Origin of the sequence: Eggerthella timonensis (genome assembly GCF_900184265.1) — a bacterium.
GTDB classification, from domain to species: domain Bacteria; phylum Actinomycetota; class Coriobacteriia; order Coriobacteriales; family Eggerthellaceae; genus Eggerthella; species Eggerthella timonensis.
In genome coordinates, this window is the sequence record NZ_FXXA01000002.1 from 792929 (window position 1) to 806226 (window position 13298).

Consider the following 13298-nt stretch of genomic DNA (forward strand, 5'->3'; position numbering starts at 1 on the left):
TGATGTCGGAGCAGCGTGCGGGAAGCAGGCTGCGGAGGGAGGCGCGGTATGGACGAGATCGACGTGCACGAGGCGCTGGGACGGCTCGTGGCGTTTCTAGCCGCCGAGCGCGAGGAGCTTGCGGGGCTTGCGGTGCCCGACGACCCTGAGGAGCGCTGGACGCTCGCGCGTTCGCTCATGAACATGCGGCTTCCGCATCCCGTGCCTGCCGCGGTGCTGGAGGCGCAGGACGCCGTGTTGCGCTCGCGCATCGCGCGGGCGGGCGTGACGGATGCGGGCACGCTGTCGTCCGTGGGCGACGGCGGGGTCGACGGGCGGCTGGCGCTGTGGCGCGGCGACATCACGACGCTTGCGGCGGACGCCATCGTGAACGCCGCGAACAGCAAGCTGCTGGGCTGTTTCATTCCCGGGCACCACTGCATCGACAACGCCATCCATACGTTCGCGGGCATGCAGCTGCGCTTGGCATGCAGCGAGCTCATGCGCGCGCAGGGCCACGACGAGCCGGTGGGGAACGCGCAGGTGACGCCCGCGTTCAACCTGCCTTCGCGCTTCGTGGTGCACACGGTGGGGCCGCAGGTCCCCACCGGAGCGCCGAGCGCCGCGCAGGATGAGCAGCTGGCGTCGTGCTACCGCGCGAGCCTCGACGCCGCGGCCGCTGCGGGCTGCGCGTCCCTTGCGTTCTGCTGCATCTCGACGGGCGAGTTCCGCTTCCCGCGCGAACGCGCTGCCCGCATCGCGGTGGGGGAGGTGCGGGCGTGGCTCGCGCGCGACGAGCGCATCGAGCGCGTGGTGTTCAACGTGTTCGGAGACGAGGACGAGCGCGTGTACCGCGAGCTGTTGGGGTAGATGCGTGGGCGGGCGGGTCGAGCTTTCCGCTGCTTTCTCGACCCGTGCGCCCCCGCTCTGCGTCGGCCATTCCCGCTCCGCGCATCCTCCGTCTCCTCTATCCTCCGCTTTCTCCTTCCTTCTCTCGTTCTTCCTCCGGCAGCACAAAATCGTAGTTATGCACGATTATTTCGGAGCACTAAATTTCCGACCTGGCCTTTTTCTCTGGAACAAAGAAAAGCAGCGGCGAAAATCATGCATAACTACGATTTTGTGCTGAACTGCGTTGCGGCGTGCTGCGCGGAGGGACTATCATGAGTAAATGGATCCAGTTCTCAGCCACATATCGGCTCTCGAATACTGGCGGTCGGTGCGCATCGGCTCAAGGAGCTTTCGCGCTCTCGAAGATACGAGTGCTCTGCTCGACGAGGCGCCCAACAAAGGCGCGCTCGCCGAGCCTGGTCCCTGGTGGCTTCATCGACCCCTGCATGTGCTGGTGGGGAAGCCTTCTGCGCGTCGGTCGTCGAGCGAGGTGATCGCCCATGTGCAGAGCGGTCCGCTTCCCGCTGGGTCGGTGCTCGATACGTGCAACGGATTCTGCGTGTGCTCGCCCGAGCTGTGCTTCCTGCAGATGGCGACCGGTATGACGCTGCCCAAACTCATCGAACTGGGGTTCGAGCTGTGCGGCACGTACGACGTTTCCAACGGCGAAATGCGGCCATGCATGCCGCTCACTACGGTCGAAAAGCTTGCGGCGTTCGCAGAGCGGGCGGAACGAATTCGCGGGAGGGCGAACGCTCTACGCGCGCTGAGCTACGTCGCGAGCGGATCGGCTTCGCCGCGCGAAACGATTTTGACGATGCTGCTCAACCTGCCTTATGCCCTCGGAGGCTACGGTATCGCAATGCCGGTATTGAACCATCGCATCGATCTAGGGAAGCGCGAGCGGCGAATCGCAGGGCGCGCCTATCTTGTGTGCGATCTGTACTGGCCGGCCGCGAAGCTCGATGTCGAATACGATGGCGGGCTGCACGTTGAAGCCGATCGGGTGTCGAAGGACTCGATGCGCCGAGACGCGCTGGTTTCGATGGGGATCACCGTGCTGACGGTTACGAACTGGCAGCTCAACGATGGGGGCGAGATGAATGGAATCGCGCACGTGATCGCTGGGCGCGTCGGCAAGCAGCTCCGCTACAAGGACCCGAAGTTCACGCAGACGAATAGAGCCCTTCGAAAGGAGCTGCTGGGGAATCCGTGAGCGCGATTGTCTTCGGCCATGTGTTTCTTTTTTGGTAACAGTTGACTTTGAGTCGGCTCCAGGGGTTAGTATGACCTCAATACAACACGCACGTGAGAAGGAGCAAGCATGACCGAGATCAACGAGCAAGCGAGGGCTTACCGCAAGCGGCTCTTCCCCGGGTTCGATTCGCCGCTGGCGTGCACCGACCCCGAATTCGTCGAGCGCCTCGACCGCTTCGCCTTCGGCGAAGTGCCTGCCAGCGACGACCTGGACGACCGTACGCGTATGATGGCGATTCTGGCATCGCTCATCGGGGCGCAGGCGATCGACCTGTTCAAAGCCATGGCGAAGGGCGCATTCAACGTGGGCCTCACGCCGGTGGAAGTGAAGGAGATCGTCTACCAGGCCACACCGTACGTCGGGATGGGGCGCATGCTGCCGTTTTTGTACGCGGTGAACGAGCTGCTGGAGCACCGCCTCGTATCGTTGCCGCTCGAGGGGCAGGCCACCACGACCGAGGACACGCGCCTCGAGGCCGGCGTGCAGAAGCAGGTGGATCTCTTCGGGCCGCAGATGGCCGACTTCTACCGGTCGGGCCCCGAGGAAACGCGCCACATCAACCGCTGGCTAGCCGAGAACTGCTTCGGCGACTACTACACGCGCACCGGGCTCAACGACGTTCAGCGCGAGATGATCACGCTGTGCTTCCTGGCCGCTCAAGGCGGGTGCGAACCGCAGCTGGTCAGCCATGCGAAAGCGAACATCCGCCTGGGCAACGACCGGGCGTTCCTCATCAAGGTGGTGTCCCAGTGCGTGCCCTACATCGGCTACCCGCGCAGCCTCAACGCGCTGCGCTGCATCGACGAGGCCGCTGCGGCGCTGGAGGACGACGGCGCCGGCGAGTAGCCGCGCAGTGGGCGGCCCCGGCTCTTGCGCGAGCCGGGGTCGCCGTCGGTCGCAACGCCCATTCGCCCGAAACACACGCTTCAGCGCTCTCAAACGTGTGTTTCGGGCGAATGGGCGCGCGCGTCCGCGTCGTCGCTCGCTAAGCCTGACGCTCCACCAGGTCGATCAGCTCCTGGTGCGAATGCACGTCGAGCTTCGCGTAGATGTGGCTGACGTGGGTTTTCACCGTGTTGTACGACACGGTGAGCTCGTCTTGGATGAAGCGGACGTTGCGGCCGCGCGCCAGGTACTCGAAAATCTCCTGCTCGCGATCGGTGAGCCCGGCGGCCTCGCCGATGGCCGCGCACCGGTCGGCGACGGGGGACAACGGGCCGTCGCCTGCGGTGCCCGTCGCCGACACGAGCGGCGCAAGCGGCTGGATTCCCTGGATGGTGTGCGAAAAGCTGAACGATTTCTGCACGAGCACCACGTACGCGACGATTCCGGACACGAGGCAGGCCGAGATGATGGACGTCGTGGTGGCGTCGGCCGTCATCTCGTTCGTGAACCGCCCGAAGTTGGCGCCCAGCAGCGTGCCCCATGACGCCATGGCATTGCCCCAGGCCAGCATCGGCAGCGCGCTCACCGTGTTCTTCGCCCCCAGCGCGATGAGCACGAAGTACATGAGAATCTCGAAGAACCCGGTGCCGCACGACAAGAGCGTGCTGATCAGCGTGCCGTTCACCGTGGCGATGGACAGCACGAGGAATCCGGCCACCGAGCACAGGATGGACAGCTGGAAGAACGCGTCGGGCGAGAAATCCTTGCGGCTGAGCACGACGTATCCCAGCACCAGCACGAACGGGACCAACGCGCCGAGCGCCAGCAGCGGCACGCGCCCCACCTCGCCGAACGTGAGCGTGTAGCCGTAGATGAAGCGGAACAGCAGCAGCGTGACGAACAGCTGGTGGCCGAACGGCAGAAACGACGACGGCGCCGTGACCGCGGCTTGTGCGGGCGAGCCCTCCGCGTACACCTGGTTGAGCAGCGGGCGCGCGTACGGCGCGATGATGAGCACGGCGACGAGCGGAATGATGCAGAACAGCGCCAGGTTCACGCCCCACGGAAGCAGCGCGAAGACGCTGCGCAGCGCGTAGGCCAGCACGTACGCCAGCGTCACGCTGATGCCGAGGCGGCGCGCGTCCAGCCCGATGCACCCGATGCCCACGATGATGTTCGACAGCCCCGTCCCCACGGTGACCAGCGCCGCGCCGCATACGAGCACGGCTGGCAGCGCCCCGAAGATACCCAGAGCCATGACGAGCGATCCGACGACCATCGTTGATGCCGCGGCTGCGAAAAAGCGTCGGCTCGTGAACAGGCGCGGATACCAGTACGAGGCGAACGCGAGCGCGGTGAGCGTGAGGCCGCCTGCGACGGCGCTGGCTTCGCGCGTCCACAGGAACACGGGATCGAACAAGGGGAAGGCGCTGTAGTTCAGCAGCCAGTAGCCGATGAACGAACCCATGAGAGCAACGGTGCACACGAGAAAGCGCAGCGGATGCGCTGCCGCCGACGCCGGCGCGGGCGCGGTATGAGGGAACGCGGCAGCCATGCGTGCATCCCCTCCCCGGATAGGCATCGTGCAGTGTTTCCGGGGGCTATTTTATCAGGAGCCGCTGGCGCGCAAGGGGACGGAAGGCAAAATCACCCGACCCGTATGAGACGCCTCACTCGGGTGACGTGACGCATTTCGGTCGGGCGAGCCGTAGAGTTGAAAGCGTTCCAATCGAGGCGCTTCGACGCTTCGATGATACGTACAAGAAGGAAGGGGAGCGTCATGAAGGATGCGAACAAGGGATTGAGCCGGCGCGCGTTTCTGGGCTTGGGAGCCACAGCCGCCGCGTTGGCAGGCGCCGGTTTGGCGGGATGCTCGCCGAGCGCCGCGCCCTCGAAAGAGGAGGCTGCTGCCGAAGCGGTGAACGACTGGCTGGGCGCGGAGCCCGAGATTCCCGAGGACAAGATCGTCGAAACCATCGACACCGAGGTGCTCGTGTGCGGCGCCGGCACGTCCGGGTTGTTCGCCGCCTGCTCAGCTGCCGAGGAGGGCGCGAAGGTCGTCTGTCTCGAGAAGGCCGGCATTGGCGGTGGCGTGCGCGACAACCTGGGGTCGCTCAACAGCCGTCTGCAGAAGGAGGCCGGCTGCGAGATCGACGAGAACGAGATCTGCAACGACCTCATGCGTTACGCCGACGGCTACTGCAACCCGCGTCTCTACCATATCTGGGCGCAGAATTCCGGCGAGGCGATCGACTGGTATCAAGATCGTCTAGAAGAGGCCGGCTTCGAACTGTTCTTCGAGGCGGCGAACGACGCCAAGCCGTCCATCTACAAGCACTGGGCCACGGGCCACATCCCCAGCTGGCCGGCTGATGCCGAGTTCGCGGGGCTCAAGGACGTGACGAACGGCAAGATCGTGCTGGGCGACTACGCCAAGAAGGTGGGCGTGGACTTCCGTTTCACCACGCCGCTCGTGAAGCTCGTGCATGAGAACGGGAAGGTGACCGGCGCCATCGCCAAGGGCTCCGACGGTTACATCAAGATCAACGCCAGCAAGGGCACCGTCGTGTGCACGGGCGGCTACGCGCGCAACGAGGACATGCTCAAGGCGCTGCAGCCGCAGACGCTGAACAAGTACTCGCTGTCCATCGCCATCGACGGCACCACGGGCGACGGCATCAAGTCGTGTTTGTGGGCGGGTGCGCGCATGGACGAGGTGCATACGGCCATGGTGTTCGACCGCGTTGCCGTGAAGCCCGACGAGTTCGGCGGCGCGCAGACCACGGGATCGCTGTTCTGGATGGGGTCGAACCCGTGGCTCAAGGTGAACCTCAACGGTGAGCGCTTCGCCAACGAGTCCGGCCCGTACGACTACATCCTGAACGCCGCGCTCACGCAGCCGAACCACACCGTGGTGGACATTTGGGATTCGGATTACGAGACCTACCTCGAGCAGTTCGACATCCATGGCTGCGCGCGCGTGTACCCCTTCGAGAACGGTGCGCCCACGAACATGACGCTCGAGACGGTGAAGGGCATCAACGAGGGTCTGCTGGCCGACGGCTACATCGTGAAAGCCGACACCATCGAGGAGCTGGCGAAGGGCTTGGGGATCCCGGCCGAGAACCTCAAGAAGACGGTTGAGCGCCAGAACGAGAACTACGACAACCAGGTCGACCCCGACTTCGGCAAAGAGGCCTTCCGCCTGTCGCCCGTGCGCAAGGCGCCGTTCTACGGCGTGCGCACCTCGGGCTACATGCTGTGCACGCTCGACGGCATCACCATCAACGAGAACTTCCAGGCCGTGAACGAGGCGGGCGAGGCTATCGAGGGCCTGTACGTGACCGGCGTCGACTCGGGTTCGTACTACGCGCACACGTACCCGAACATGTCCACCGGCAACTGCTGCGGCCGCTCGGTGACGTTCGCCCGCATGATCGGCAAGGCGCTGGCCGCCAAGTAGCACCTGGAGCGCGGCATCGCGTCGATGCACGCGTTGGCACGAAACCGCCGCAATCGCTCATCCCGGGGCCGCCGCCGTATGGCGCGGCCCCTCCTCAACCGGCCCCGCGCGACGCTCCCTCCCGTCGTGCGGGGCCACTCCATCAGCACTGTCGCCCGATTCGTACGGTTTTTCGCGCAAAACCGTACGAATCGGGCGACAAAGTTCGTGGCGTTGTCGACTTCGGCTGCGTCGAGAGCCTACTCCGCGCCCACCGCTTTGATGGCGATGTCGTCTTGCTCGAGCTCCTGACGGATGCGGCTGACGAAGGCGAGCGCGGTGGGGGAGTCGCCGTGCACGCACAGCGTGTCGGGGTGAAGATCCACCAGCTTGCCCGTGACGGACAGCACAGCTCCTTCGCGGATGGCGTTCTTCACGCGCTCGATGGCGTGCTCTTCGTCGCGGATGAGCGCGGCGGGGTCGTTGCGGCTAACCAGGCGCCCTTCGTCGGTGTAGTTGCGGTCCGCGAAGAACTCCTCGGCCGTGATCAGGCCCAGCTTGCGGCCTTCGTCCACCAGCGCGCTGTTTGCAAGGCCCACCAGCACGAGTTGCGGGTCCACGTCGCGGACGGCCTGTGCCAGCGCGGCCGCTAGCTCAGGGTCGACGGCCGCATGGTTGTACAACTGGCCGTGCGGCTTCACGTGCGCGAGCTGCACGCCCTGCGCCGAGCAGAACGCTTGCAGCGCACCGATCTGGTACAGCATGTAGGAGTACGCCTCGTCCGGCGATAGGTGCATATCGCGTCGACCGAACCCTTGCAGGTCGGGGTAGCCCGGATGCGCGCCGATGGCGATGCCCGCGTCCTTCGCCATGCCCACCGTCTTGCGCATCACGACGGGGTCGCCCGCATGCTGCCCGCACGCGATGTTCGCGCTTGAGACGAGCGGGATGATCTGGTCGTCGAGGCCCAGCGTATAGCGCCCGAAGCTCTCGCCCAGATCGCTGTTCAAGTCGATGCGATACATAACACCCTTCTTTCCTGCGTGGTTTGACCCCTATTGTAGAGCAACGGCCGACACGCCGCGAATACTTCACGTGCTTTCGCTGTGTCCTCGATGGCACGTTGGTCGTCATGCGTCAGGTCAGTCTGTCAGACAGCGTCCATTGTATTGGGTTGCGTGCGAGTGTTTCACGTGAAACACTCGTTCGAATTTTCGTGATCGCGATGCTGGTTGGAACGCGTGTTCCAACCAGCATCGCGTCCAGGTGCGACCTTATTCCTTCAGGTCCACGTTCTTCGTATCCGTGATGAGCATGCAGCCCGGGGCGTGGGTGATGGCGAAGGGGGGCTTGCTGTTCATGACGATGGACTGGGGCGTCACGCCGCAGGCCCAGAACACGGGCACCTCGCCGTCGCGGATGTCCACGGGGTCGCCGAACTCGGGATGCGCGATGTCGTGCACGCCGATGGCCGCGGGGTCGCCGATGTGGATGGGCGCGCCGTGCACCTTTGGGATGGCGCCGGAGATCCGCACCGCCTTTACCACCTGGTCGTAGGGGATGGGGCGCATCGACATGACCATGTTGCCGGACATGCTGCCGGCGGGCGTGCATGGCACGCCGGTGAGGTACATGGGCACGTTGCAGCCCATGGTGTTGTGGCGGATCTCGATGCCGGCCTCGATGAGCTCGCTCTCGAACGAGAACGAGCAGCCGATGACGAACGACACCAGGTCGTCGCGCCAGTAGTCCTCGACGTTCTCCACCTCGGCCACTAGCTGGCCGTGCTCGTAGATGCGATAGCGTGGGAAGTCGGTGGCGATGTCGCAATCGATGGCGCAGATGGTGGCCTCGCGCGCGCCCACCTCGGTCACTTCAAGCAGCGGGCAGGGCTTGGGGTTGCGCTGCGCGAACAGCAGGAAGTCGTAGGCCTGCTCGCGGGGCAGCACGATGAGGTTCGCCTGCGCGTAGCCGGGACACAGGCCGCTCGTCGGCGCCGTGAACGCGCCCGAGCGGATCAGCCGACGCGCCTCCACCGGCGACGCGGCAAGCATCTGGGCCCAAACCTCGTCGGCAACGCCTTCGGGCTTGGCGGGAACAACGTCGTTCGTCATACGATCTCCTTTCCGTCACGTGCTGACATTATCGCACGCTCTGCGCGTACGTGTGCTTCTTGCAGGATCTTTTTCCGCAAGCGCATTTTCCCGTGCAGGTGCACAAAAGCAATTTGGGATACCAAAAAAACCACCATTGACAAAGGAAGCTCCTATAATGACGGCATATTTGGGATACCAAAACTTGAAATATGACCTTGATAATCAAGTAGTTGGCATACCGAATGCGTTGGGGATGCAGCAAAAAACCAAGCGCGGAAAGGATGGTGGTGGTCGAAGCGCATGTTCATACCTGTATCGGTATTTAAGGAGGTATTCATGTCCATGCAGAACGCGACACCGTCGAAGGGGAAGTACCGCACCGTTGGCGATGCCCTCGATGGCATCGGGCTTACCAAAGCCCATTGGACCATTCTCGGTCTGGTTTTGGCAGGTGGCTTTTTCGACGTGTTCGAACAGAATGCGGCGTCGATCACGGGTCCTTCGCTGCAGCTGGTGTGGGGGCTCAGCGATAGCCAGGTGGGTTTGGTTGCCACCGTCACATTCCTCTCGATGGTAATCGGCGGCTTGGCAACCGGTGCGCTGGCAGACCGCTACGGTCGCAAGACGATGTTCAATTATAACTTGGCGATTTACACGTTAGGTGGCCTGATCTGCGCCTTTGCTCCTGGCTACGAGGTGCTGCTTGCAGGTCGAATGATCGTGGGCCTCGGCCTCGGCGGCGAGCTGACCATCGCTTTGCCGTTGTTGTCCGAGTTGACGCCTACCTCGTGGCGCGGGCGCGCAGTGTCCCTGTTCAACTTCGGAGCGGGCGGCTTGGGTAACGTGCTCGCCTTCCTGTTCGGCTCGCTGATCATGGGCACGCTCGCTCCGCTGCTGGGCGGCGATGCGATGGCATGGCGCTGGTACTACGGCTTGCTCGCTATTCCGGCGCTGCTCGTATTCGTGATTCGTCGGTACATCCCCGAAACCCCGCGTTATTACGTGTCGAAAGGCGACATCAAGTCGGCCAACCATTCGCTTTCCCGTATCGCCTCCGGCCATCTCATGCATGATTGTCCGGTGACGGAATACCTTTCGGAAGACGTCGTCGACGCCGAGCGACCGCAGAAAAAAGGCAGCATGCTTAAAGAATTCGCTGCTGTCTTTTCCGGAACGTACCTGCGCAATACGCTCACCGTGGGTTTGGGTTCGTTTCTCAGCTTCGGCGGTCAGGTTGGCATTCTTACGCTGATGCCCATCATCCTTGTGTCGCGCGGATACGACATCGCCGGAAGCCTGGGTTTCACGGCCGTTATGCAAGGTGGTGCCGTTCTTGGCACGGTGCTGGCGTCGTACATTAACTCGCACGTGCCTCGCCGCATCGTCATGTCGGTGTGCGGCGTGCTCGCCGGTTTGTCCGGGTTGGGTTTCGCGCTGTTCGGCACATCGCTCGTGGGCATCCTGGTATTCGGTTTCCTGTTCAACTTCTTCGTTCTCACCTGCAATACCACCGTATGGGCATGGGCACCTGAACTCTATCCCACCAAGATACGCGGTACGGGTACTGGCGTTATCGTGAACAGCGGCATGCTGGGCCAGGCGGTTATGCCCATTGTGGCGACGAGCATCTATGCGGCCTTTGGTCTGCCGGTGCTGTTCGGCGTGGTGTTCGCGATGTACGTGCTGTTGGCGGTGCTCGCCTTGTTCGCGCCCGAAACGTTTGGAAAGAATCTCGAAGAATTGCACGAAGAGGCGTAGCAGCAGCGTCGTCCGTCTCGATACTCAGGAGGAATAACGTGGTCAAGAAAGTTGAACTTCGAAAGGGCTTGTACTACGACTCGGTGAAGCTCATGTTGGTTTCAAAGGCTATAGCGGACGTTGAAGGCGTGAGCAAGGCGTCGGTGGTCATGGGAACCGAACTGAACAAAGAAAACCTGTCTCGTCAGGGAATGGATAGCGAGGAGAGTCGTCAGGCAGGAGCTTCGGATTTGATCATCTCCCTTGAGGCCGAGACGGACGAAGCGCTTGAGCGGGCCGTGGAAGAAATGGAGCGGCAGTTGGCGCACAACGCCGAATCGCAGGAGGGGGCATGTTACCGACCTCGTACCTTCGAATCGGCCTTGAAGCTGCAACCCGGCACGAACATAGCCATCGTATCGGTACCGGGCGCGCACGCCGTGCCAGTGGCTCGCGACGCATTGGCGGCAGGGTTGCATCTTATGCTATTCAGCGACAACGTCTCGCTTGAGGACGAGCGCGCCCTCAAGGAGGAGGCAGCTGAGCGAGGCTTGCTCGTGATGGGCCCCGACTGCGGAACCGCGGTGATCAATGGCGTTCCCCTGTGCTTTGCGAACGTCGTTTCCGAAGGATCGGTGGGCATGGTGTCGGCTTCTGGTACGGGTTCTCAGGAAGTGATGGCACTTCTCGATGCGTACGGGGTGGGCATCACCCAGAATATCGGTACGGGTGGACGAGATTTGAAGGAAGCGGTGGGCGGCCTGACCTTTCTACAGGCTCTCGCAACCCTGAACGAAGACGATGACACGAAGGCGATCGTGCTGATCTCGAAACCGCCGTCGGAAGCGATCACCGACAAGATTCTCGCGTACGTGCGAGAACGCGTGACCAAGCCGGTAGTGCTCAACCTAATTGGTGCGGAGCCGAGCGAGGGTATGGGCGAGCACGTGCATTTTGCTCGCTCGCTCGAAGAGTGCGCCCTCGTTGCCGCTGGGTTGGCGAAGGGGGAAGCGGTTGTGCCGTTTTGGGGTGCCGCAACGCTTGAGGACAAGGCGCAGGGACTTGCCAGAGCTATCGGGAGGCCCGATGGATTCGTTCGCGCGTATTACTCGGGTGGAACGTTGGCGTACGAGGCGGAGTTGCTTTTCAAGCAGCACGGAGGAGCGGTGGTCACGAATTTGTCCGGAGTTCGTGGGGTCGATCCCGTCGATCAAGCTGCACAGGTGGTCATCGATTTCGGCGAAGACGAGTACACGGAAGGACGTGCGCATCCGATGATCGACTCCACCTTGCGCGCGGAGGCGTTCGAACGTGCGTTGAACGACGAGAAGACGTCCATCGTGCTGCTCGATTTCGTATTGGGATACGGTGCTAGTGCTCGTCCCCACGAGGATTTCATCAAGCTGCTGCACTCATCTGACGGCCGCGTGCCCGTAGTGGCAAACGTCATCGGCACTGAAGCCGATCCGCAGTGCCTCAGCTCGGTGATCGCCGAGCTCGAAGAGGCGGGAATTTTGGTTGCGCCCAGCAACAAGATGGCAATCGATGTGGTGTGCCGCGCCATGGAAATCAAGGAGCGATAAGGATGAAGAAGGTGCAGGGCCTGTTCGGCCAACCAACGAAGGTGGTCAACATCGGAATCGAAGCGTTTTACGACGACTTGAAAGCGCAGAACATTCCGGTGATTCAGATGAGCTGGAGCGCTCCCAGCGAGGAAGACAAACGTAATCAAGATCTGGCCAACAAGTTGGCCGCATTGTTGGGAAGGTAGGTAGCCATGACGATCGAGGCGGCAAACGAAAAAGTGCTCGAGGTGTTTCAGCGCTCCGATGTGCGACTGGTGGGAATGGCGTTGGCGAAAGACGTGATCCCCGGTATGCACGCTACGTTGGTTACCCATGCGGGCCCGCCCATCGAGTGGGAACGCATGTGCGGCCCCATGAAAGGCGCGGTTATCGGTGCTCTCATCTACGAGGGGCTCGCCACCGATACGGAAAGCGCAGTGACGCTCATCGAGTCCGGTGCTATCGAATTCTCGCCCAATCACGAGCACCAGGCCGTCGGGCCTATGGCGGGCGTCATCACGTCTCACATGCCGGTGTTCATCATGGAGAACGTGACGTACGACACGACGGCGTATTCGAACGTATGCGAAGGTCAGGGGAAATGCCTGCGTTTCGGTGCGTACGACGAAGCCGTCATCGCGCGCATGAACTGGCTGCGTGACGTGTTCTACCCCATCCTCGATGAAGCCATCAGGCAAGCAGGTGGCATCGATTATCGTGGCATCACGGCGCAGGCTGTTCAGATGGGCGACGATAACCATAATCGCAACAAGGCTTCCACGGCTCTGCTTATTCGGGCACTTGCGAAGCACTTTGTCCAGGTGGACGCTCCAGCGAACGATGTGTACCGCGTCATCGAGCACCTTGAGAACACGGAGATGTTCAACGTTAACCTGACCATGGCCATGGCAAAAACGATGTCCCTTGCCGCATCGGGAGTAGAAGGCTCCACTATTGTCACGGTTATGGCTCGCAACGGCGTGGACTTCGGCATCAAGGTGTCCGGCCTTGGCGATCGATGGTTCGTCGCCGAAGCGAACTATCCTGAGGGCCTGTATTTCCCGGGGTATTCGCAGGAGGATGCCGCGCGCGATATCGGCGACTCGTCCATCACCGAAACGTTCGGTATGGGAGGATTCTCCCTTGCAGCGGCTCCGGCAATCGTGCAGTTGGTTGGCGGCACGGTAGCCGATGGTATCACCACGACAAACGAGATGTACGAGATCACCGACGCGGAAAACGACTTGCTCAAGCTTCCGACGCTCGACTTCCGCGGGTCGCCAACGGGCATCGACGTCCTGAAAGTGCTCAAAACGGGCATCGAGCCCACCATCACCACGGGTATGGCGCATAAAGATCCCGGCATCGGCCAGGTAGGAGCCGGTCTTGTGAAAGCGCCCATCGCCTGCTTCGTGAAAGCGGCAGAGGCGTTCTTACAGTAAGCG

At 62.4% G+C, this 13298-nt stretch carries 11 protein-coding genes; 8 read left to right on the top strand and 3 right to left on the bottom strand.

Annotation, left to right across the window (positions count from 1 at the left end):
• Positions 1 to 48 precede the first annotated feature (48 nt).
• From C1A15_RS03310 to C1A15_RS03320, 3 genes are all read left to right on the top strand, one after another.
• Positions 49 to 849 carry a protein-ADP-ribose hydrolase gene (locus tag C1A15_RS03310; protein WP_245864896.1) on the top strand — a complete coding sequence of 267 codons (801 nt, stop codon included), beginning with the start codon at positions 49 to 51 and terminating at the stop codon, positions 847 to 849.
• 349 nt (positions 850 to 1198) lie between these two features.
• Positions 1199 to 2086: a DUF559 domain-containing protein gene (locus C1A15_RS03315; protein ID WP_245864897.1), complete on the top strand. Its 888-nt coding sequence runs from the start codon at positions 1199 to 1201 to the stop codon at positions 2084 to 2086.
• 108 nt (positions 2087 to 2194) lie between these two features.
• A complete protein-coding gene (locus C1A15_RS03320; RefSeq protein WP_101721249.1) occupies positions 2195 to 2974 on the top strand; it encodes a carboxymuconolactone decarboxylase family protein in 780 nt (259 codons plus the stop codon).
• A gap of 139 nt (positions 2975 to 3113) precedes the next feature.
• Here C1A15_RS03320 and C1A15_RS03325 read toward each other — a convergent pair whose 3' ends face one another.
• Positions 3114 to 4568, bottom strand: a complete 1455-nt coding sequence (locus C1A15_RS03325; RefSeq protein WP_101721250.1) for a response regulator transcription factor — start codon at positions 4566 to 4568, stop codon at positions 3114 to 3116.
• A gap of 225 nt (positions 4569 to 4793) precedes the next feature.
• Between C1A15_RS03325 and C1A15_RS03330 the strand changes: the two genes are divergently transcribed.
• Positions 4794 to 6476: an FAD-dependent oxidoreductase gene (locus C1A15_RS03330; protein ID WP_101721251.1), complete on the top strand. Its 1683-nt coding sequence runs from the start codon at positions 4794 to 4796 to the stop codon at positions 6474 to 6476.
• A gap of 239 nt (positions 6477 to 6715) precedes the next feature.
• On the opposite strand, the gene C1A15_RS03335 is transcribed toward C1A15_RS03330, so the two are convergent.
• A complete protein-coding gene (locus C1A15_RS03335) occupies positions 6716 to 7480 on the bottom strand; it encodes a LamB/YcsF family protein (protein WP_101721252.1) in 765 nt (254 codons plus the stop codon).
• A gap of 249 nt (positions 7481 to 7729) precedes the next feature.
• A complete protein-coding gene (locus C1A15_RS03340; RefSeq protein WP_101721253.1) occupies positions 7730 to 8569 on the bottom strand; it encodes a putative hydro-lyase in 840 nt (279 codons plus the stop codon).
• Between the two features lie 318 nt (positions 8570 to 8887).
• Here C1A15_RS03340 and C1A15_RS03345 point away from each other — a divergent pair, with 318 nt between their 5' ends.
• Genes C1A15_RS03345 through C1A15_RS03355 form a run of 4 tightly spaced genes read left to right on the top strand, consistent with a single transcriptional unit; the run spans position 8888 to position 13295 of the window.
• The gene (locus C1A15_RS03345) at positions 8888 to 10309 is read left to right on the top strand and encodes an MFS transporter (protein WP_180952979.1); all 1422 of its coding nucleotides are present in this window, start codon (positions 8888 to 8890) and stop codon (positions 10307 to 10309) included.
• Between the two features lie 38 nt (positions 10310 to 10347).
• Positions 10348 to 11871 carry an acyl-CoA synthetase FdrA gene (gene fdrA / locus C1A15_RS03350; RefSeq protein ID WP_101721255.1) on the top strand — a complete coding sequence of 508 codons (1524 nt, stop codon included), beginning with the start codon at positions 10348 to 10350 and terminating at the stop codon, positions 11869 to 11871.
• A 2-nt stretch (positions 11872 to 11873) separates the two neighbouring features.
• Entirely contained in the window at positions 11874 to 12059 is a 186-nt protein-coding gene (locus tag C1A15_RS17105) for a hypothetical protein (RefSeq protein ID WP_218958744.1), read from the top strand.
• A 6-nt stretch (positions 12060 to 12065) separates the two neighbouring features.
• Positions 12066 to 13295, top strand: coding sequence for a YlbE family protein (locus tag C1A15_RS03355; protein WP_218958745.1), 1230 nt, complete (start codon positions 12066 to 12068; stop codon positions 13293 to 13295).
• Positions 13296 to 13298: the final 3 nt, after the last annotated feature.

Excerpts from the sequence above, each read along its gene's own strand:
- C1A15_RS17105 (WP_218958744.1), top strand. The coding sequence starts at position 11,874 with ATGAAGAAGGTGCAGGGCCTGTTCGGCCAACCAACGAAGGTGGTCAAC.
- C1A15_RS03330 (WP_101721251.1), top strand. The coding sequence starts at position 4,794 with ATGAAGGATGCGAACAAGGGATTGAGCCGGCGCGCGTTTCTGGGCTTG.
- C1A15_RS03335 (WP_101721252.1), bottom strand. The coding sequence starts at position 7,480 with ATGTATCGCATCGACTTGAACAGCGATCTGGGCGAGAGCTTCGGGCGC.
- C1A15_RS03340 (WP_101721253.1), bottom strand. The coding sequence starts at position 8,569 with ATGACGAACGACGTTGTTCCCGCCAAGCCCGAAGGCGTTGCCGACGAG.
- C1A15_RS03320 (WP_101721249.1), top strand. The coding sequence starts at position 2,195 with ATGACCGAGATCAACGAGCAAGCGAGGGCTTACCGCAAGCGGCTCTTC.
- C1A15_RS03355 (WP_218958745.1), top strand. The coding sequence starts at position 12,066 with ATGACGATCGAGGCGGCAAACGAAAAAGTGCTCGAGGTGTTTCAGCGC.
- C1A15_RS03345 (WP_180952979.1), top strand. The coding sequence starts at position 8,888 with ATGTCCATGCAGAACGCGACACCGTCGAAGGGGAAGTACCGCACCGTT.
- C1A15_RS03310 (WP_245864896.1), top strand. The coding sequence starts at position 49 with ATGGACGAGATCGACGTGCACGAGGCGCTGGGACGGCTCGTGGCGTTT.
- C1A15_RS03325 (WP_101721250.1), bottom strand. The coding sequence starts at position 4,568 with ATGGCTGCCGCGTTCCCTCATACCGCGCCCGCGCCGGCGTCGGCGGCA.